This window comes from Telluribacter roseus (assembly GCF_017355915.2).
Taxonomy (GTDB): Bacteria; Bacteroidota; Bacteroidia; order Cytophagales; family Spirosomataceae; genus Telluribacter.
The window spans coordinates 183,222-203,866 of the sequence record NZ_JAFEUV020000008.1 but is presented as its reverse complement, the minus strand read 5'-3'; the positions used below and the strand labels follow the sequence as shown (position 1 = coordinate 203,866).

The 20,645-nt window shown below is 51.2% G+C and carries 15 protein-coding genes; 7 read left to right on the top strand and 8 right to left on the bottom strand.

Going from position 1 to position 20,645, the window contains the following annotated elements; all coding sequences use genetic code 11:
* Position 1: 1 nt before the first annotated feature.
* The 3 genes from JTN23_RS16135 to JTN23_RS16125 all read left to right on the top strand — a co-directional run bounded on the left by JTN23_RS16135 (position 2) and on the right by JTN23_RS16125 (position 6,703).
* Entirely contained in the window at positions 2-1,321 is a 1,320-nt protein-coding gene (locus tag JTN23_RS16135) for a vanadium-dependent haloperoxidase (RefSeq protein WP_247236009.1), read from the top strand.
* A 283-nt stretch (positions 1,322-1,604) separates the two neighbouring features.
* On the top strand, positions 1,605-4,958 hold the full coding sequence (locus JTN23_RS16130) for a SusC/RagA family TonB-linked outer membrane protein (RefSeq protein ID WP_247236007.1): 3,354 nt from the start codon (positions 1,605-1,607) through the stop codon (positions 4,956-4,958).
* A gap of 38 nt (positions 4,959-4,996) precedes the next feature.
* Positions 4,997-6,703, top strand: a complete 1,707-nt coding sequence (locus JTN23_RS16125) for a SusD/RagB family nutrient-binding outer membrane lipoprotein (RefSeq protein ID WP_247236001.1) — start codon at positions 4,997-4,999, stop codon at positions 6,701-6,703.
* Positions 6,704-6,787: 84 nt separating this feature from the next.
* Here JTN23_RS16125 and JTN23_RS25930 read toward each other — a convergent pair whose 3' ends face one another.
* Complete coding sequence (locus JTN23_RS25930) at positions 6,788-8,314, bottom strand: FG-GAP repeat domain-containing protein (protein ID WP_247236000.1); 1,527 nt, start codon at positions 8,312-8,314, stop codon at positions 6,788-6,790.
* Positions 8,311-9,648: an argininosuccinate lyase gene (gene argH / locus JTN23_RS16115; RefSeq protein ID WP_247235999.1), complete on the bottom strand. Its 1,338-nt coding sequence runs from the start codon at positions 9,646-9,648 to the stop codon at positions 8,311-8,313. The genes JTN23_RS25930 and argH overlap by 4 nt, the downstream gene beginning before the upstream one ends.
* Positions 9,649-10,326: 678 nt before the next feature.
* On the opposite strand from argH, the gene JTN23_RS16110 reads away from it, so the two are divergent.
* Positions 10,327-10,515, top strand: coding sequence for a hypothetical protein (locus tag JTN23_RS16110; protein ID WP_247235998.1), 189 nt, complete (start codon positions 10,327-10,329; stop codon positions 10,513-10,515).
* 143 nt (positions 10,516-10,658) lie between these two features.
* Complete coding sequence (locus tag JTN23_RS16105) at positions 10,659-11,579, top strand: DUF1338 domain-containing protein (RefSeq protein WP_247235997.1); 921 nt, start codon at positions 10,659-10,661, stop codon at positions 11,577-11,579.
* A 75-nt stretch (positions 11,580-11,654) separates the two neighbouring features.
* On the opposite strand, the gene JTN23_RS16100 is transcribed toward JTN23_RS16105, so the two are convergent.
* A complete protein-coding gene (locus JTN23_RS16100; protein ID WP_247235992.1) occupies positions 11,655-13,616 on the bottom strand; it encodes an SGNH/GDSL hydrolase family protein in 1,962 nt (653 codons plus the stop codon).
* A 280-nt stretch (positions 13,617-13,896) separates the two neighbouring features.
* Here JTN23_RS16100 and JTN23_RS16095 point away from each other — a divergent pair, with 280 nt between their 5' ends.
* Complete coding sequence (locus JTN23_RS16095; protein WP_247235988.1) at positions 13,897-14,979, top strand: glycoside hydrolase family 43 protein; 1,083 nt, start codon at positions 13,897-13,899, stop codon at positions 14,977-14,979.
* Between the two features lie 77 nt (positions 14,980-15,056).
* Here JTN23_RS16095 and katG read toward each other — a convergent pair whose 3' ends face one another.
* From katG to JTN23_RS16080, 3 genes are all read right to left on the bottom strand, one after another.
* Positions 15,057-17,327, bottom strand: a complete 2,271-nt coding sequence (gene katG, locus JTN23_RS16090) for a catalase/peroxidase HPI (protein ID WP_247235986.1) — start codon at positions 17,325-17,327, stop codon at positions 15,057-15,059.
* A gap of 342 nt (positions 17,328-17,669) precedes the next feature.
* A complete protein-coding gene (locus JTN23_RS16085; protein WP_247235978.1) occupies positions 17,670-18,260 on the bottom strand; it encodes a hypothetical protein in 591 nt (196 codons plus the stop codon).
* A 65-nt stretch (positions 18,261-18,325) separates the two neighbouring features.
* On the bottom strand, positions 18,326-18,844 hold the full coding sequence (locus JTN23_RS16080; protein WP_409049455.1) for an outer membrane beta-barrel protein: 519 nt from the start codon (positions 18,842-18,844) through the stop codon (positions 18,326-18,328).
* Here JTN23_RS16080 and JTN23_RS26045 point away from each other — a divergent pair.
* On the top strand, positions 18,797-18,928 hold the full coding sequence (locus tag JTN23_RS26045) for a hypothetical protein (protein ID WP_409049456.1): 132 nt from the start codon (positions 18,797-18,799) through the stop codon (positions 18,926-18,928). The genes JTN23_RS16080 and JTN23_RS26045 overlap by 48 nt on opposite strands.
* Before the next feature lie 53 nt (positions 18,929-18,981).
* Here the strand turns inward: JTN23_RS26045 and JTN23_RS16075 are convergent, their stop codons facing one another.
* Both JTN23_RS16075 and JTN23_RS16070 read right to left on the bottom strand, forming a co-directional pair.
* Positions 18,982-19,575, bottom strand: coding sequence for an outer membrane beta-barrel protein (locus JTN23_RS16075; RefSeq protein ID WP_247235976.1), 594 nt, complete (start codon positions 19,573-19,575; stop codon positions 18,982-18,984).
* 180 nt (positions 19,576-19,755) lie between these two features.
* Entirely contained in the window at positions 19,756-20,634 is an 879-nt protein-coding gene (locus JTN23_RS16070; protein WP_247235974.1) for an NAD(P)-dependent oxidoreductase, read from the bottom strand.
* Positions 20,635-20,645 lie beyond the last annotated feature (11 nt).

The window sequence follows — 20,645 nt, the reverse complement described above, 5'->3', positions numbered from 1 at the left end:
AATGAGCTACATCCGACGTTTACTTTTGTTACTGCTCTGCTCCTCCCCGGCGCTATGCCTGGGAGGTGTACATCCGCAGGGGCCTGCTCCCTCTACGGCGCTGCTGCACCGGGCTCAGAAGAACCTCACCCGCACTATAGTCCACGACATATTCTCGCCCCCGGTAGCCAGCCGCATTTACTTATATGCCAATGCTGCCGCCTATGAGGCTCTCATTCGCGAGAAGGAGAGCTACGCTAGTCTACATGGCCAGGTGGCAGACTTTCCCGCTATTGCTCAGATACCAACTCAGGGAGCCGTCAACTACCAGCTGGCGGCCCTATATGCTTTTTCGCGGACGGGAGGGTTGCTCGTATTCTCCGAGCACCTGCTTAAAGACAGTGTAGAAGTACTGCTGCGGGAAGTAGGCGAGAAAAATCCGGCTACCTACCAGAACTCCCTCCGTTACGGACAGGCAGTTAGCGACAGCATCATGAAGTGGGCCGCTGGGGATAACTACCTGGCTACCCGCAAGCGGCGCCGCTACTCGTACAGTAAGACGCCCGGCAAATGGATGCCTACGCCTCCCGGCTTTATGGATGCCATCGAGCCTCATTGGGGCAAGATCCGCCCGGTAGTTCTGGATTCGGCCCAGCAGTTCAAACCCGTCCCACCCCCGGCGTTCAGCACTGACAGAGATAGTGAGTTTATGAAGCAGGCGCGTGAGGTGTATGACGTAACCCGTCAGATGACCGACGAGCAAAGGCTGATCGCCAGCTACTGGGACTGCAACCCTTTCTTCCTCAATACGCAGGGCCACCTCAACTTTGCTACTAAAAAACTCTCGCCCGGCGGGCACTGGATATCCATAGCCGGTCAGGCGGCCGCGTCCGCAAAACTGGACTGGCCTGCTACGTCGGCTGCTTACGTACTTACGTCTATTGCTTTGTTCGATAGCTTTATTAGTTGCTGGGATGAAAAGTACCGCAGCCAGATGATTCGCCCCGAAACGGTCATTAATGCACATATTGATGAAGCCTGGCACCCGCTCCTGCAGACGCCCCCCTTTCCGGAGTACACCAGCGGGCACAGCGTGATCTCTACGGCGGTGGCTACGGTACTTTCAGACTGGTTCGGCCAGGACTTTACTTTTCTGGATACAACCGAGGTAGAATACGGCCTGCCCACCCGCCGCTTCACCTCCTTTAAGCAGGCTTGTGACGAGGCTGCCATTAGTCGGCTCTATGGTGGTATCCACTACCGGGCTGCCATTGAGCAGGGACAGACACAGGGGGCTAAAGTAGGCGAGTGTGTCCTTCAGAAAGTTCGTCTTAAGCAATAAGCAGAAAACTGATTACAATTTGTAACAATCGGGTACTTGCAACCTCTCCCCTATCTACATTTCTATTTCTTACTTCCTGTATTACCTAATTGTACACGTAGGGCAAGCATATTTTAAAATAATTTAAAATTCGGAAGCTTGTTTATAATAAAAGTATTTATATTTGAATCAATTATACTATATTTATATGTATTAGCAGTTACATCAACGTTCAGTAGGTGTTAAAAACACACAAAGCTGTTAGTCCATCTTTAACCAATCTAACCACTTTTTCAAACTATTTATGTTACCAAGATTTACGTCTTTACATCGTGTACTGATCGTACTTCTCCTGTTGCTAAGCAGCACGTTGAGTATGGCTCAGAACCGCAGAGCCGTCACTGGTACGGTGCGTGATCAGGAGGGATCCCCTCTACCCGGTGTTTCTTTCTTAGTAAAAGGAACTAATACAGGCGGTGCGACAGATGCCGATGGTACTTTTAGAGTAAATATCCCATCTGACAATTCTGTTCTGGTTTTCTCCTCTATCGGATATCTGAGCAAAGAGGTTCCGGTAGGTAATGCCAGTGAACTAAATGTAACGCTGGAAGAAGATACCAAGACCCTGAACGAAGTAGTTGTTACCGGCTTTGGTATGACACAGGAAGCCCGCAAGTTAGCTTATGCTGTACAGAGTGTGGCAGGTCCTGAACTGGCTCGTACCAACAACGCCAACCTGGTAAACGCCCTACAGGGTAAAGTTGCCGGGGTTATGATCAACCAGGGTACTGGTGGTCCTATGTCATCTTCTCGTATCCGTATCCGTGGTAACGCTTCACTGAGCCCTAACGCTCAGCCTCTTTTCGTAGTAGACGGGGTGCTGATTCGCCCGGGTACTTCGGGTGCTGACTCGTGGGGTGCTGCTCAGGATTTCGGTAATATCATGAAGAACATCAACCCTGACAACATCGAGTCAATGACGGTGTTGAAAGGTTCAGCGGCCAGCTCGTTGTACGGTTCAGAAGCTTTGAACGGAGTAGTTGTAATCCAGACCAAGAAAGGTCGTCAGGACAAAGGTCTTGGAGTTACCTACAACCATACGTCTTCTTTCGAAACAGCTTACCGCTTCCTGGATCTCCAGAACCGCTTTGGTGCTGGTCTGAACCCTACCTTTGCCAAAGGTGCTGATGGGGTAGACGAAGTAGATCGCCCTAACTATAACTATTCGTACGGTCCTGAGTTCAACGGCCAGCAAGTTCGTGACCTGGATGGTCGTATGGTAGAATGGAAAGCCAACGATCCTCTGAGCTTCTTCCAGACCGGTAAATTCATCAACCATAACGTAGCCGTAGAAGGCGGTACTGACCGTGGTTCTTTCCGGGCTGCGTTCTCAAGCCTGCGCAACTCGACTATCATGCCTGCCGGTACCGAAATGAAGCGTAACAACTTCAACATCCGCGGTACGCAGAAGATCGGTAGCATCTTCAACCTGGACGTGAGCGCTGACTACACAGACAACGACATGGTGAACCCAATCCGTCAGGGTGGTAACTTCAACCCTGTATTCCGCTTTGTATTCGCTCGTCCCCGCTCAATGGATATCAACTACTGGGCCAACAACTACATTGATCCTGTTGTCGGTGGACGTCGTCAGGGTGCCGCTGATCCCTATGGTATGACTGCCTTTATGTGGGAGACGTTCCAGTACAGACAACTACGTAACGAGAAAATCTTCCGTGGTAACGTGGATTTGAATGGTACTATCACTCCATGGTTGAGCTTCCTGGTACGTGGTAACGTACAGACTGAGCTTTATGCCGGATCTAACAATAACCGTGGACCTAATGCCGGATTTACGGGTGGTGAATACGGTGAATATACTGAAAACCGGAGCCAGTCGCGCTTCCAGGGTCTGTTGATGGCTAGCCGCCAGCTGGGTGAAGACTTCAATCTGAGCTTCAACGTAGGGGGTGAAACCAACTACCTCAACGGTGGCCGTTATTTCCGTGCTGCTACCAATGGTGGTCTTCGTGTACCAGATGTATTCTCACTGGCTAATACTACCAATACACTGATTCTTGAGAACAGACTTACACCTTCCCGCCGTATCGATGCTCTTTATGCGTATGGAGACCTGACTTACCGGGATGCACTTACGCTTAACTTCAGCTACCGCAATGACTGGTCATCAACACTGACCTACGCCGACGGAAGCGGTAACCACTCCTACTCGTATCCTGCGGTAGGTCTGGCCTGGATGGCTACTGAGTCGCTGTCTAACCTGCCTACCTGGCTTTCGTTCGGTAAGCTACGTGCCAGCTACGGTTTCACAGGTGGTGACACTGACCCATGGGTGACCAACTCAACCGGTAACTACGGCCCTCTGGATCCTTATACACTACCTGGTGGTGGCCTGCTCAACCTGTCAGGCTTCCGTGATAACACTCTTCCTAACTACGCCCTGCGTAACCGTCTGGCTCGTGAGTGGGAAGTAGGTGCTGACATTCGTTTCTTCAGCGGCCGTCTGGGCTTTGACGTAACGGTATACAACAAGCTTACCCGCAACGAAATTCTTAGCCTGAACACTACTCCTGAATCAGGTGTAGGCCGTCGCATCGTTAACGCCGGTAAAATTCAGAACAAAGGGGTTGAGCTATTGATCACTGCTACTCCGGTTAAGACCAACAAGTTTGAGTGGAATACCAACTTCAACTTTACCCGCAACCGCAACAAGGTACTTGAACTGGTAGAAGGTACTGATACCTACGAACTGGCCCTGGGCTTCGGTGCTGATATCGCGTCAGTAGCCCGTGTAGGCAAAGACTACGGTACACTGGTAACTTCGTATGCATTTGCTACCTACCAGGCCAAAGATGCCAGCGGTAATGCTATTTCGCACCCTGCCAATGGTCAGAGAGTGATTGGTGCTGCCAGTGGTACAGTAGGTGGTTATCCTTCCTACCTGCGTAGCGGTGCTTACGGACAGGGTTCTAAAGAGCTGGGTACTATGATGGAAAACTTCCTGGCGAGCAACGTCAACAGCTTCCGCTACGGTAACTTCAGCGCTAACGTACAACTGGATGCCAAAATCGGTGGTCTGATGGCTTCGGCTACTCACCAGTACGGTTCATCTTACGGTGCGTTTGACTTTACCCTGCCAGGTCGTAATGCCGAACTCGGTGGTGTAACCTTTACTGATGCTTCCGGCGTTGTTCGCAATGATGGTATCATTCCTGAAGGTGTACTGGCCGATGGCTACCAGGTACGTGTCAATGATCAGGTAGTTGACCTGGGTGGTATGACCTACGCTGAGGCAGTAGAGAAAGGCTATCTGACTCCTATCCCTGCTTTCGCTTACTACCAGAACCTAACCCAGTGGGGCTCGGGTATCCGTGAATTCTCTGTATTCGAAAACTCATGGGTATCTCTGCGTGAAGTATCAGTAGGATATGACATTCCTGCCTCAATCACTAACAAAGCTAAGATCCAGTCGATGCGTGTGAGCCTGGTAGGTCGTAACCTGATTTACCTGTACCGCACTGCCAAGGATGGTATCAACCCAGAAGGTCTTTACAGCAACCGTGCGGGCGAATTCATGGAGTACGGTGGACTTCCATTCACTCGTAACCTGGGTGTATCGGTTAACATCGGGCTCTAATAACCCATACTTACTAAGAATACAACAACAGAAGCAACATGAACTATTTCAAACATAAAATTCTGCTACTGGCGGCCGCGGGATTTCTGATGACCTCTTGTGAGAAGCAGGCGTTCGTGGATATCAACACTAATCCCGATGCACTCTCGGCGGTGCCCCCCCAGAATCAGTTCCTTAATGCAAGCAAGAGCATCCATGACCAGGACTTTGAGGCTTACTACGATTTTTACCGTCGTATTATGCCCTGGATGCAATACACTACCGACCTGAACGGTAACCAGGGAGCCTTTACCCAAACCTGGGATAACTTCTCACAGCGCTACGGAAGGCTGTACAACGGTATCGGTGACCGTCTGTATGATATCGAAAAACTGGTAGAAAAGATGCCGACCGAAGAGCAGGCTCGCTATCAGCACATGATCCGTATTGCCCGGATCCTGAGATCATACTATACGTTCTACGTATCTGATATCTTTGGTAGCATCCCTTATTCAGAGGCTTTCCAGGCACGTTATGGTGGTACTCTACAGCCAGGCTATGACAGCCAGCAGGAGATATTCGCCCAGCTGGACACTGACCTGAAAGAAGCTATCAGTACTCTGAAGGCCGCTCCATCGGCTCCTCAGGTAAGCTTGGGACAATACGACCAGTACTACGGCGGTAACGCTCAGCAATGGGTGAAAGCCGGAAATGCGCTACGTCTGAAGATAGCCCTGCGTCAGGTGAATGCTGATCGCACGAAGGCTGAGACTATCATCAAAGAGGTACTTTCACAGCCTGCTGGTGATCTGATGGCATCTAACGAAGATAGCTGGGTGTACAGAGCCAATGCCGCCTTTACCGGTGGTGGTAACTTTGATCCTACAACGTTGCGTGCTCCCAAGCCTATGGTTGACTTTATGTGGGAAAACAAAGATCCTCGTCTGGATGCGTTCTTTACGCCTAACTCCTACTCACAAGCCAACGTTGATCTGCTTGTAGCGAACAATATGCTGCCAGCTGGTACTCAGGCTCCTGCCCGTCGGTACGTAGGTAGCTTCACCAATCCTGATGAAGTAAGAAGCCAGACGGTTATCCAGCGGTACTACACGCCTCGTATGGTAACATCGAATGGTCAGCAGCTGTCGATAGATACACTGTCTTTCATCCAGCCTCGCCTTTTCAGTGCTACCATAGCTGATGCTAACGGCAACGCCGGTACCGGATTCTCTTATCTGCCGGTTATTACCTTCGCTGACTTTGCGTTCATGCGGGCCGAGGCTGCTGCTCGTGGTATCACCGCCGAAAGCGCTAAGACTTGGTATGAGACAGGCGTAGTGAGCTCTATCAGATGGTACGACACTATCGCTCAGGGAGCTAATCTGACTAACTATACTCCTGTAACGCAGGCTGAGATTGATGCGTATATGGCAGAGCCCGAAGTAGCCTTCAATCCTGCTAAAGCACTGGAGCAGATCGCCAGCCAGGCTTACCTGCACTTCCTGAAGCAGCCTACCGAAGGATGGGCTACCTGGAAGCGTACCGGTTTCCCTAACGCTAACTCGGTAGTGCCTATGCCTACTCTGACCAACAACGGCGCTACGCTGGTACTTCCCCGTCGTGCTCCGCTTGGATTAATCAACCCGAACGATCCTAACTTCGCTAATAAGCAGGCTGCTTACGAAGAGATGTCAAGGATCCAGGGCTTCGGTCGTGATCCACAGGATGCTACCGGCCGCGTATGGTGGGACCGTCTTGGATTGTAATAGATTGATTGTGGTGTATATATAAAAGCCGGGCGGATATCCGCCCGGCTTTTTTTATTGTAGCAGTAAGTACCTGATGCTTACCTAGCGTAGCGTATTTCTGAGAAGTACGACTCCCCTGTTTTCCCGGTTCCAGCGCTCTTTTACTTCTTTAGGTGTAGGAGTAATAGTCAGAGAGAATGAACCCAGCAGAATATCCAGGTCACCATCCTGATCCACATCGGCGATATCCATCGTCAGCCAACGCCCCAGGTTGGTATCGCTGAAAGTGCGGGGCAGGTACTTGCCCCCTCCCTGGTTTTCCAGGTACACAAAACTCTCCACCGGTTTCTTATCATAATCAGGAAAGAAAGCAATGGCTGCAATGTCCAGATCACCATCACCATCAAAGTCGCGGGCCTGCGCTTGGGTAGCCCCGTTCATTGGGTAGAAAAAGCTCTCCTTAAAAACTCCCGAACCATTGTTGAGGTAGATGCGGATACCGTGGTAAGGCTTCATAGTATGTGAAAGGTCCGCATTATCCCCGTTGACATACAGGATATCCATGTGGCCATCCTTGTTGAAATCAGCCAACTCAAAGTACCCTGACCCAAACACCGGCGAGAAGCGGAGCAGTACTTTCTTGACAAAGTTTCCCCTGTCATCATTCAGGTAGACAGCTATCTGTTCGTCGCCCTGCGCCCACAGTACCCACAGGTCTTTGCGGCCATCCCCGTTGTAGTCGTGCCAGTAGGTCTGGCGGGCTCCGGGCCGATTCTCAATAATATGCCTGCGCATACTGTCATTGGCCATAGCTTCGTACCAGGCCAGGCGGCCTACGTAGTTGCCGTACTCAGACACCACCACATCCTCCCGACCATCTTTGTTGATATCGGCATAAGACATATGTACCGGACGACGTAATCCCTCTACCAGCGCTTTTCCCTTCCACTTCCCCTCCTCCTTACTTATATGGAACAAGTCTCCAGTGCTCTTATCGTTCGGGTCCATGATCCCCATACTTAGTAATTCCCATTCGTTCTTCCGGATACGTATATCGGAGAAGGGACTGCGGGATCGGAACAGAGAGTCTACCGGCCGAAGAGTGGGATCCAGTACATAGATGGCCCCTGAGCGTAGCCCCGCCCAGATCCGCTGGTGCAATGAATCATAACGTACCGCCGTCACCATGGCCTGTATAGGATGCGGCGTGGCACGTACCTGAAAACCATTCAATGGCTGCGGTGCCTCCTTTCGCACGGAATCCGTCAGCTCATCAGGAGCGTTCTGCAGGTAGTAGGCGATGATACTCTCCCACTCCTTCTGGCTCACCACCGGCTCCACCGGGAATACGCCGGCATCTATGACCTCCTGCTCGTTGGCACCCTGCAGGCTATCCAGATTTAGCCCCCCATAGGCGATACCCAGGCGGGCCGCCATGTGCGGAAGTACCCCCTCGTCCCATACCTTTTTGGGAAGCTGCGAAGGTTGCGGAAATACGTGACATCCACCGCAGTGCGTACGAGCCAGCGCCTCTCCCCGCTGCTGTCCTCCCGTACTGCACGACCAATACCCTATCGCTCCGGTACTCAGCGCAACCAGAGCGAACCAAACTTTACTAAATGGGATCACGCGTTGAGGAGATTTTTAAGAGCAGTGTCTACTTTACCAAATTCAAAACGCGACAGCTCCTGCTCCATACGCGCTCTGATCTCCTCGTTCTGTAGGTTCCCGATGCTGCCCTCATGGGTATGCTGCAACGCGCGTGGGGCCTGATAGGTACCTTCGCCTATTTCCTTTCCTACCTGCCGGTAAGCATCGCGGAAAGGTACTCCCTGCATCACCAGCTCATTGACCCGCTCCACACTGAACAGCAGATCGTACTTCTCGTCCTTCAGCAGGTCAGGCTTTACCTGCATGTGCTCCAGCATAAAGGCCGCAATGTCCAGGCAATTGAGTGTTTCTTCAAACGCAGGCATCAGGATCTCCTTAAGCAGCTGCATATCCCGGTGGTAACCCGAAGGCAGGTTGCTCAATACCAGCGTCACCTCCATCGGCAGGGCCTTCAGGCGGTTAGTCTTAGCGCGAAGCAGCTCGGCCACGTCCGGGTTCTTCTTGTGGGGCATGATGCTACTACCCGTAGTCAGGTCGTCGGGGAGTATGATAAAGCCGAAGTTCTGGCTGTTGTAGAGGCACACGTCCATCGCCATCCGCGACACGGTAGCCGCCAGGGAAGCTATGGCCGTAAGAGCCGCCTGCTCGGTACGTCCGCGGCTCATCTGAGCATACACCACATTATGATGCATGCCTTCAAAACCCAGCAGCTGGGTTGTAAGGGTACGGTTGAGCGGGAACGACGATCCGTAACCAGCTCCTGATCCCAATGGGTTGCGGTTGGCCAGACGATAGGCGGCATTGAGTTGTACGACATCATCAATGAGGGCCTCGGCGTAGGCGCCAAACCAAAGACCAAACGACGACGGCATGGCAATCTGCAGGTGCGTATAGCCGGGCAGCAAATCATCCTTGTGCTGATCCGAACGGCGAACGAGTACGTCAAACAGCTTCTGCGTAGCCTGTACTACTTCCGTAAGCTGATCGCGCACGTAAAGCTTCATATCTACCAGCACCTGATCGTTGCGGGAACGGCCGCTATGTATTTTCTTACCAACATCACCCAGCTTACGCGTCAGCATCAGCTCGACCTGCGAGTGTACATCTTCCACGCCTTCTTCTATTACAAACTCCCCGCTCTGTATCTGCTCGTGGATGGCTTTTAGCTCAACACGCAGTGCGGCCAGATCGTCGGCTGTCAACAGTCCGATGGTTTCGAGCATGGTCGCGTGAGCCAGATTACCCAACACATCAAATTCGGCCAGATAGAGATCCATTTCACGATCACGTCCTACGGTGAAGCACTCTATTTTATCAGAGGTAACGGTATTTTCCTTTTGCCAGAGTTTCAAAGTACTTATTGAATTACAGATGAATACTAAATGAATCGCAAATTTCGAAAGGTTTTGGGGATTATCCGATTAATTCTAAGCAAAGCCGCTCGTTTGCTGTTAATAGAGTAGTAGGTACTGACCTGTGGCACCGTTGTAAACAGTGCCACAGGTCAGGGAGAAATAGATTCATATGCTTTTACAGTAGAAAAAGAACCGAAACGCACCCGTGCCACGGTTTCAAACCGTGGCACGGGTCACAGCTTGGGCATAAATCAAAAACCAATAAGCTTAATGGCATTACAGGAGGGACACCTATATCATGTTTACAATAGGGGGAATAATCGGGAGCCGCTTTTCTTTAAGCCAGAAAACTACCTATTTTTCCTTCGGAAGTTTCGGATCTATCTGCTCCCCCACTGTGATGTATTGGCTTATTGTCTGATGCCAAACCACTTTCATCTTTTAATCTATGCTAACTCATATACAATAAAACCTGTCGGGAATCATCCTATCAGCCGCAATGTGTTTAGCGAAGGTATTCGTAATCTATTAAGTTCTTACACGCAGGCTATCAATAAGCAGGAGGCGCGCACCGGCTCCTTATTCACGCAGAACACCCGCTTTAAATGCCTTACCGATACATTACACAAAGAGCTATACAGTACTACCTGCTTCCACTACATTCACCAAAACCCAATGAAAGCACAACTGGTAAGCCGTCTGGAGGAGTGGCCTTATTCATCCTTCCGTGATTACGCAGGGTTAAGGAAAGGTACCCTCTGTAATCAAAAATTGAGTCATCAGTTCCTGCAGGTTAACTTTAACAACTTCTACCAGGAGTCATACCAAGTGATTACTGATGAGCTGGTGCAGCAGATCTTATAGATGGACACTGTACCCGTGGCACGGTTTGAAACCGTGCCACGGGTCATCGGATCATTACCACAATTTTCTCAAATCAATCCACCCCTATTCTCGTTTTTATAGAAACAAACTACCAAATTAGCGTAGTAGCAGACCATATGGATATGAACAACACTTCATCGCAGCAACTACAAACCCTGGATACCGTCCTGGAAGGGCTTATGAGCCGCTATCAGGAGCGGGTACCTGATGTAATGGGCATCATCAACGCCATGATTGCCGAAGGCCTGATCGAACAGCCTAACGATATTGAAAACGATCATATTGCCTTCCGGACCATGGGCGTGCCGCACCTGGGTATTCAATCGTTCGAGAAGATATTCTTACACTACGGCTACCAGAAGCGCGACTACTACTACTTTGAAGGCAAAAAGCTGGATGCCTACTGGTACAGCCCCCCCCAGCCGCACCACCCGCGCATATTCGTCAGCGAACTGCGCGTAGGTGAACTGTCGGAAGAAACCCAGCGCATTATCCGCAGCTATACGGATGAAGTGACCAGCGATCCGGTGGATAGTCTGGACCTGAATGATGGTGCTGCCGTGGATGGATTCCTGCACCAGCCCCTGTGGCGTACCCCTACGCTGAGTGATTACCTGACGCTACTCAAGGAAAGTGAGTACGCCGCCTGGGTGATCTACAACCGGTACTACCTCAACCACTTTACCATCAGTGTACATAACCTACCCGAAGGCTATAACACCGTCGCGGAGTTCAACCAGTTTCTGGAAAAGCACGGCTTCAGGCTCAACGACTCTGGCGGGAAGATAAAGGAGAGTCCAGACGGAGGACTCTTGCAAAGCTCAACCGTGGCCGAGATGATTGAAGCCGAATTTGCGGGGGGTGAAACGCATCGTATCTCCGGCTCTTACGTGGAGTTTGCCGAGCGACGGGTGCTTCCTGAATTCACGCACCTCCCTGCCGAGCAGATAAAGCGCCAGCACCGCCGTGATGGCTTTGAAGCGGGCAACGCGGATAAGATATTCGAAAGTACCTACACTAGCCAAACTTCGAGCAGGCAGTAGGCTTTGCGCTGTAAGCTTTAGGCTAATAAAAAAATAGCTTATAGCTTATAGCCTAAAGCTTACAGCATACAGCCTCTATTCATTCACCAGAAAGTACACGATCCGGCAGGCATTCCCCGCGCTTGCCGGATTTTTTGTATCGGCGATTGTTAGTTTTAGCGTATGCTTACCGGGTTTCAGTTCATCGGCCAGCATCAGGTACCAGGGTAGGTGTAGTTGCTGGCTCCACTGCGTAAACAGATCAAGCTGCTGCGGCTTTTTGCCATCAATGCTGTACGAGATGGTACCGGCATCGGGGCCGGATACAACGGCTATGCCTACGGCTCTTCCGTTGAAGTCAAAGGTTAAAGAAGCACCAGCCTCTTCGCCCACCAGCACAGGTACCTCCACAAATCCGGCCCGGGTCCCGCCGGGTTTAGTCCCTACCTGACCCTGTGGCTTCCAGGAGGGGTTCAGCGAAAATCCTTTCGTATCTCGTGCTTCGCTTACCGGACGGTAGTTCCCTTTTTCATAAGCAAAGCGATCCAGTGGGGCAGGTAGGGTGATAGATTGCACAGCCACACCAGCGGGAGGCTCCTGCTTGAGTAAGTCCTTCATGGTTTGAAAGTAAATCTCCTGCCCGAAAGGTGACGGGTGCAGATCTTTGAAGTCGTACTTCCACGAAAACTCTGCGACCTTCAGCCGATCGTATACCTCCTGCGACAGGTTGATGAAGGGAGCGCCATAGTAGGCGGCGACCCGCCGGTGTACCGCTACCTCCACGGGCTCCTTGCCCTGATCATAATCCCCAAATTTATCCGGATCCGCAAAGGCCATCAGTACTACGTTCAGTTTGGGATTGGCGGCATAGGCCTGGCGCAGGATACCCTCCAGCGCCCGCACCTGGGCCTGCTCGCTGAAACCATTGGTACGGTCGTTCACCGCTGATTCCACAAACAAGAGGTCAGGGGTACCTTTCGCCAGTACATCGCGCTGAAAACGGTGGGCGTGTGGCGTACTACCCAGGGAGGGAATACCTGCTGCTATAAAGGTAAACTGGGTACCAGGAAAACGCTCCTGTAGGTACCTGGATACTTTATCGCGCCAGCCCGGATTATGCGTGATAGATCCACCCAGGAAGGCGACGGTACCTTTGCCGGTAGAAATAAAGGTCTGGTAGGCATTGGTAAGGCCCCGGTTCGGGACCAGGTAGGGAGTGGTAGCTAGTACTTTCTGCACAGGTACCGAATGCTGGTATATAAAGTCCGCGAATTGCTCCGGCCTCTCGATGGGGAAGTGGTGCCCATCCAGCTTTTGTTCGCCGCGGGTCATCGGGTACACGCTGATGGGGCCACCCAGCCTCAGGTAGTTCTGCACCAGCGGAAAGGTATTCTCTTCGGGCGGGACTATCTTGTCATTCAGCCCTATCACGTGCACGATGGGTATCTTAAAAGCTGCCAGTCCGGCCAGGTCGTTGAGGGGTATGTCAGTAAACTGAGCCGCCTCTTCCTCTGTCAGCCCATACAGCTCCCGCCAGCGGGTCCAGTCCTGCGGTGAGCCGCTGCCCTTCCCTTTGCCGCCGGGCCAGCTGCGCGGATCGCAGACTGGGGCTTCGGCGTAGATGCAACTTACTTTAGCCGGATTGCGCTTGGCCCAGCCGTACACGTACAGCCCGCCCCGGCTCACGCCTTCCAGCGCTACTTTGGGCGCAAAGCCTTTTTCCTGCGTCAGATAGTCATAATACCTGTCCCATAGCTGCATAGCCCTGGGGTGACTAAACAGGTCGTTGGTATTGATATAGGCCACGTGGAAGCCCCGGCTGAGCAGGATGCTGTCCATTTCGGTATGCCAGGTAGGGAAGTGCGCGCGCCACACCCACGGCTTACCCGGCAGTGCCTGCCGGGGCTTTACGTAACAGGCAGGGGTATCGCGGAAGGTAAAGTCTACTTTCTCAAATCCCTTCCAGAAAGTAGTCGTTTCGTTGGATTGGGCGTAAGCGGTAGTGGCGCCTACCAGCCAAATGAGCAACAGGTAAAGGAGTGGAGCGTAACGTTTCATCTGACTAAAAAAGGTACTGAATAAAGTACTAGGCGAATGGGATTTAATCAAAGTTCTTAACCTACCCTACATGAGACGCTTTTTACGGGCTACTACCCTCTTTACTATGTATATTTTACCTCTCACTTCCCTTCCCAAAGCATTCCTACTTCTTTGGCATACCTAAAACTTTAAGAACTACTGATAGGAGCAAGTGAGGCATTTTCCAATAATTTCAATTTGATGGTTAGAAAATAGCAGTAACTCTCCTTGTTATAGACCACTATAACATTTCACAGTAATGAAACTCTCCTTAGTCATTGCCTTGCTTATCTCCTTTACGGGGGCCTGGGCCCAATCTAAAAAAGAGACAGCCTCCGCCGATATAAAGGCAAAGGAGCAGCTCAAAATAGATAAAGATAAAAAGGTATATATGCTGACTTACTTTCGTCAGCGGTATCCTACGCGCATTGAGATTGATGCGCAGGGGAAAACAGTGGAAGTGCCCCTAGAGAATCCTATGCTGGTAGCAAAGTTACACATAGCCTTATCCACTGATGGCCGCCATTGGACTGCTCTCAATGACAATAATCCGGTATGGGAGCAGCAAATGCGTGATCCCTACGTTCGGCGGGGACCCGATGGGCTTTGGCGCCTGTTGGCAACCGGTGGGGGAAGAGGTAACGACCGGGAGAAAGTAGGGCCTAGCTGTCTTTTTGCCACCTCCAAAGACCTAATTCACTGGCAGGTTGAAGGTGCTTTGCCCCTGATGAAAGACGCACGGGATGAGTCAGGAGCTTTAGCCAAAAATATTTGGGCACCCGAATGGTTTTATGACGACGAAACCAAAGAGTATACCCTAGTCTGGTCTTCATCCTATAAGGATGCGGGATGGAAGGAGAGTCGGCTTTGGTACTGTAAGACCCGTGACTGGAAAACCTTTACACCGGCCAAAGAGCTTTTCAATCCTGGCTATTCGGTAATAGACGGAACGATACTGAAACACGAAGGAACCTACTATCTCTATCATAAGGAGGAGGAATTCGGTGCCCGAACCGGTGAAAGGAGAGCCCTCCGGGTAGCCACCTCCAAAAACCTGGAAGGGCCCTATACCAATATAGATGGACCACTGAATAACGGGCAGATTGTACCGGTCATCACCGAAGGCCCCACCGTCATGCCAGATCCCACCAAGCCAGGATGGCTACTGCTCTATGACTACTGCATGACGAACCGTTTTGGTGCTTCTTATTCCCCTGATTTGATTAACTGGAAAGTGGAAGAGGACGTAAGCTTTCCGTCAGAAGCCCGGCATGGTTGTGTATCGTTATTAACCCCCGAGGAAGCCAAGACTTTGGTTAAAGCTTATTCCAGTAAAAATTGAGGTAAGTACCCAGTCAACAAAAAGAGGGTGGCCTGTTTCCAGGCCACCCCTAGAGGAGGATTTACGATAACTTATAATCAGGCCAGATCAAAACGATCAAGATTCATCACCTTGGTCCAGGCGGCTATGAAGTCACGTACAAACTTCTCCTGCGAATCGCTGCATCCGTAGACTTCGGCAATGGCGCGCAGTTCGGAGTTAGAACCAAAGATGAGGTCTACGCGGGTACCCGACCACTTAGGCTCTCCGGTTTTGCGGTCGCTGCCTACGAACACCGTCTGCGCATCGGAAGTAGCCCGCCAGGTAGTACCCAGGTCGAGCAGGTTCACGAAGTAGTCGTTGGTCAGAGCCTCCGGACGGTGGGTAAAAACACCATGTCGGGAGTGGTCAAAGTTCGTATTAAGTACCCGCATTCCTCCAACGAGCACGGTCATCTCAGGTGCCGTCAGTGTCAGAAGCTGCGCTTTGTCGATCAGCATGTCTTCTGCCGAGGCCTTATGCTTAGCGCTAGCGTAGTTGCGGAACCCGTCGGCTGCGGGCTCAAGAGCATCAAATGACTGCACATCCGTTTGCTCCTGCGAGGCATCAACACGTCCCGGTGTAAAGGGTACTGTTACTTCAAAACCGGCGTTACGGGCCGCCTGCTCCACACCTGCACAACCAGCCAATACGATCAGATCGGCAAGTGATACCTTCTTACCCCCAGACAGCGTGCTTTCCAATTCCTGCCGAATCACCTCAAGCGTTGCCAGCACGGTCGCCAGCTGTCCTGGGTTATTGACTTCCCAATCTTTCTGCGGGGCCAGACGAACCCGGGCGCCATTGGCTCCACCACGCTTGTCGGAGCCACGGAAGGTAGAGGCTGATGCCCAGGCGGTAGATACCAGTTGAGAGATGGGTAGTCCCGAAGCCAGTATTCTTTTCTTGATAGCAGCAATATCCTGATTATCAATCAGCGGATGCGTAACGGCCGGAAGGGGATCTTGCCAGATCAGGTCTTCGGCGGGTACTTCTGAGCCCAGGTACAGCACTTTGGGTCCCATGTCACGGTGCGTCAGTTTGAACCAGGCGCGGGCAAACGCGTCGGCAAACTCATCCGGATTCTCTAAGAAGCGTCTTGCTATTTTCTCGTAGGCCGGGTCTACGCGCAGGGCAAGGTCGGTCGTAAGCATGAAAGGTGCGTGCTTTACAGCAGGGTCGTGCGCATCGGGTACTGTACCGGCACCGCCGCCATTTACTGGCTTCCACTGGTGCGCTCCGCCGGGGCTCTTGGTCAGCTCCCACTCAAAGCCAAAGAGGTTCTCAAAAAAGTTGTTGCTCCATTGGGTAGGCGTGGTTGTCCAGGCTCCTTCCAGACCACTGGTAATAGTATGCGCTCCGTGACCACTACCATACGAGTTCCGCCAGCCCGTGCTTTGCTCTTCTATGGTGGCTCCAGCTGGTTCAGAGCTTACATATTTGTTAGGATCGGCAGCTCCGTGGGTTTTACCGAAGGAGTGTCCACCCGCGATCAGCGCTACAGTTTCGTAGTCGTCCATAGCCATGCGGCCGAAGGTTTCACGAATGTCCTGGGCAGCCGCCAGCGGGTCAGGCTTTCCACCCGGACCTTCGGGGTTGACGTAGATAAGTCCCATGTGTGAGGCCCCAAGTGGATGCTCAAGCGTACGTTTATGTTCTGTGCTACCCGCATACCTGGCGCTGTCACCCAGCCACTCGGTTTCGGATCCCCAGTACACGTCTTCCTGAGGCTCCCATACATCCGCCCGTCCGCCGGCAAATCCAAACGTTTTGAAACCCATGGATTCAAGGGCACAGTTACCAGTAAGGATCATCAGGTCAGCCCACGAAAGCTTGCGGCCGTATTTCTGCTTTACAGGCCACAGCAACAGGCGTGCCTTGTCGAGGTTGGCGTTATCAGGCCAACTGTTGAGGGGCGCAAAGCGTTGCATACCGGCACCCGCGCCACCCCGGCCATCGCCGATGCGGTAGGTACCCGCGCTGTGCCAGGCCATCCGGATAAAGAACGGACCGTAGTGACCGTAGTCGGCAGGCCACCAGTCCTGCGAGGTGGTCATCAGCTCAAAAATATCTTTCTTTACCTCCGCCAGATCCAGGGTCTTGAACTCTTCGGCGTAGTTGAAGCCTTCATCCATCGGGTTGGACAGCGAAGAGTGCTGGCGCAGAATATTCAACTTTAACTGATTGGGCCACCAGTCATGATTTCTGGTACCTCCGCCAGCACTTTTGTTAAGAGCTCCACTCGAAAATGGGCACTTGCCTACGGTGTTGACTTTGCTGTCGTCATTTACCTCCAGTACGTTGGTGTTTGGGCCTATGCTATTAGACATATGTGGTAGATTTAGGGTTAATGATGCGACAAATCTAAATCAACCCACATCATAATGAAAATCTATATTTTCTATGACTTAATAGACAAAAGCTATTAGACAAGATACCATTATAGCATTGAACAGAAGGAACACTTTGATGCTTCGCTATCATTAGGCAGACAATAAACCTCCAACCATATTTAACAGGGAAGAGAGGTAGATGTATTAACGAGAAAATATTAGAAGGTTTAGGAAAGACTATCGTAGGAGTGTGGCATTCGAACATGATTTACTACTACGAATACAAGCTACGTAGAGTGTATTCGTAGTAGATCCCATAAATAGATAAGTAATGCGGATTTAAAATTGATACCCTACGTTCAAGCCTATGTTAGCTACCATTCCGCCACTTGTATAATTCTGGAATGATGCCCTTATACCAGTACTCCACCCGCGGTCAAGGGTTACTTCGCCTTCAAGTGCTACGGTATATCCCATAGCCCAATAGTTCATAGGACGCGTATAATTCAGATCAATGGCATAGGTAGCCTGATCGGTGGGACGATCCGGAATTGGGCCTACGAGTGAATACCCATAGGAAGTTGGCAATGAACTGGATGTATAGCGTAGTGAGGGACCAATACCCAGACGGATCTTGCTCCGATCAAACCGCATGGGTGATACAAAAAAATTGGGATCAAGAGAGATAGAAGCCTTCGTGAATCGTGCATACCCCTCATCTCTGGAACCATACCCCACGTGCAGGGATGGGGCAATGGTCATATATGGGGTAATACTTTGGTTATACTCATTGTAGTAGTTAAACCCTACCAGATCACCACTTCCAAATTGTACATAGGATACACCTGCTTTGACACTATGGGTACTCATCTGACAAATACCCCAATAGCTGTTGAATAATAGAGCAAGAACAAGGAATAGCTTCTTCATGAAGTAGATTTTATTGGTAGTTATGGGTTGAAAATAATGCGGCAATACGGGATATTAATGCTCTATCAAAACCGGCACACCAGCTGCGTCTGGAGGCTGTACTGGAAGACGCGCTTACCTCTCTCCTTTTCTACTTCATACATAATAACTGGCTGCGTAATGAGCGACAGGTGTTCGTTGAGCCGATACTTTATGCCGGCTCCCAGCAGCAGACGCGGGAGTATCGGACTGTAAAAGTTGGACCCATGTTCGGTTTCCTCCCCGGTTGTGGTTCTAATTACTATATAAGAGTACTTAGCTTTATGTAATACCAAGCCGGCTGAAAAGTACGGCGCCAAACGTTTTGTAGTAGTCTGGTAGTTCAGTAGAATGGGTATCTGAAAGTTATGATGGAAAGACCTTTCAAATGCAAGCGATCCAGGTACAGCGTCATAATACTTACTCGGAATTTGGTTCCATTCCAACCACAGTCCCGAAGAAACTGACCACTGATCGGAGAAGTGATAATACAGCTGTGTCCCCAGTTGGTAGCCTAGTTGTTTATAGGGGTTACGGGTAATAAGATCTGCTTCATCCTGATGCACTACTCGGGTAAGACTGGGCGCGACCGTGAGGGACGCAGAAAAACGGCTCTGGGCATGGCCGCTGTGCATCACGGCAAGCAGTAGAGCCGCTAGAGCCCAGGCCACTCCTTTTCTTAGAATTACACTATTTATTTTCATTACTCCTTCTGTTTTGGTCTGGCTAAATGGTATACTAGTTGCGTCTGTAGGCTAAGGAGCCGCTTGGGCGGGTAGTGCCGCGCGTATTTATCGGAGCCAAGTACCAGGGTAGGTTGCACTACCACTGCGAGTCGCTGATTTAGCTGATACGACACCCCCGCACCCAGTTGTACCTTGGATACCAGCGATCGATAATAACCCGGTTGCTTGGAGAGCAACATACCTGCCGAGAAATAGGGAGAGACTTTTCTAGCCGTAGGACGGTAGTTGAGCAGCAGCGGAAACTCGAGGTACTGCTCCTTAATTCGAAAAAGCTCAAAATTTGTCCCTGTCTGGCCATTAACATAGGCCCACTGATACCAAAGTCCTGTAGCCAGCGACCAGACAGGCGAAAAATGATAGTGTGCTGTAGCTCCTAGCGAAAGGCCGGTACTATACTGGAAACGATGCGGCTCTTTCAGGCGTGCTTCTGCATAGGAAGAAAAGGGAGCTACTACAGGAGCGACGGAAAAGCGGCTCTGCGCCCAAGCACTATTGAAAAAGAAACCGGTAAAGAACAGAAGTAGTACGGGCCAATGGCGTAGAGATAACATGTAGAGCAGCTTTGGTTATACTCAGTTAAAGTAAGTACAAGCCCAAGAACTAACTTTTTGTCACTACGACCAACTATTTTATACAAAAGTTATTTAACGGCGTTGATGAGAGGGCAGCTGATAAAAAAGCAGGCTCCCAGCCTATTAACTGCTGGGAGCCTGAGTAATTTTAAGAGATCCTTAAAGACCCGCGTCGTCTGAGACGCCTTGCGCGAGGGCGGTCCAGTCGAGGTGGTCGCGGCCTTTGGCGCGGGCCGAAATGAGCCGGTCGCGGAGCATACTTGCCAGGGGCATCGGCGACTGTACCTCCGATGCGGTTTCGAGTACCAGGTTGAGGTCTTTCAGACCGAGAGGTAGTTTGAAGCCTACGGGCTCGTAGGTATTCTGCGCAATCATGCGGCCGTAGTTCTGAAAGATAGGAGCCGCAAAGAGCGTTTGCGTAAACATATCGTAGATAGCCTGCCGGGCCACTCCGCTCTTTTCGGCCATGGTGAAGGCCTCTGCCATCATCTCCATACTGGCGGCAATCATGTAGTTACCAGCCAGCTTGACCACGTTGGCGGCCCCTACCTCTTCGCCAAAATCAAACACGCCTTTGACCAACGGCTGTACCACGGTCCGGGCCCGCTCCTTAGCCGCAGCTTCACCTGATAAGCACAGGTTACCAACACGAGCCGATACAGCGTCGGGACGGGCAAAGATGGGAGCCGCTATGTAGGCTACGCCGTACTGCTGATGGAGCTTAGCGAGGCGACGGGCGGTAGCTGGCGCAATGGTACTCATAGAAATATGTACACTGCCTTTACCCAGTCGCTCCAGGACTTCCTTACTGAAAGTAGCCTCCACGGCGGCATCGTCGGCCAGTACCGATACCACTACTCCACCGGGTGTTACGGCCTCCTCGGGACTATCGGCTTCTCTGGCTCCCTGATCCAGCAGCGACTGGGCTTTTCCTTTGGTACGGTTCCAGACAGTCAGCTCGTGGCCATCCTGTATGAGGTTAGCCGCAATGGGAGTACCCAAGGTTCCCAGACCTATAAAGGCAATTTTTTCAGACATGTATGCTAGGT

Coding starts and splice junctions, on each gene's coding strand:
- JTN23_RS16110 (WP_247235998.1), top strand. CDS start 10,327: ATGAAAGCACAACTGGTAAGCCGTCTGGAGGAGTGGCCTTATTCATCC.
- JTN23_RS16085 (WP_247235978.1), bottom strand. CDS start 18,260: ATGAAGAAGCTATTCCTTGTTCTTGCTCTATTATTCAACAGCTATTGG.
- JTN23_RS16125 (WP_247236001.1), top strand. CDS start 4,997: ATGAACTATTTCAAACATAAAATTCTGCTACTGGCGGCCGCGGGATTT.
- JTN23_RS16130 (WP_247236007.1), top strand. CDS start 1,605: ATGTTACCAAGATTTACGTCTTTACATCGTGTACTGATCGTACTTCTC.
- JTN23_RS16075 (WP_247235976.1), bottom strand. CDS start 19,575: ATGTTATCTCTACGCCATTGGCCCGTACTACTTCTGTTCTTTACCGGT.
- JTN23_RS16095 (WP_247235988.1), top strand. CDS start 13,897: ATGAAACTCTCCTTAGTCATTGCCTTGCTTATCTCCTTTACGGGGGCC.
- JTN23_RS16135 (WP_247236009.1), top strand. CDS start 2: ATGAGCTACATCCGACGTTTACTTTTGTTACTGCTCTGCTCCTCCCCG.
- katG (WP_247235986.1), bottom strand. CDS start 17,327: ATGTCTAATAGCATAGGCCCAAACACCAACGTACTGGAGGTAAATGAC.
- JTN23_RS16105 (WP_247235997.1), top strand. CDS start 10,659: ATGAACAACACTTCATCGCAGCAACTACAAACCCTGGATACCGTCCTG.
- JTN23_RS16070 (WP_247235974.1), bottom strand. CDS start 20,634: ATGTCTGAAAAAATTGCCTTTATAGGTCTGGGAACCTTGGGTACTCCC.
- JTN23_RS16100 (WP_247235992.1), bottom strand. CDS start 13,616: ATGAAACGTTACGCTCCACTCCTTTACCTGTTGCTCATTTGGCTGGTA.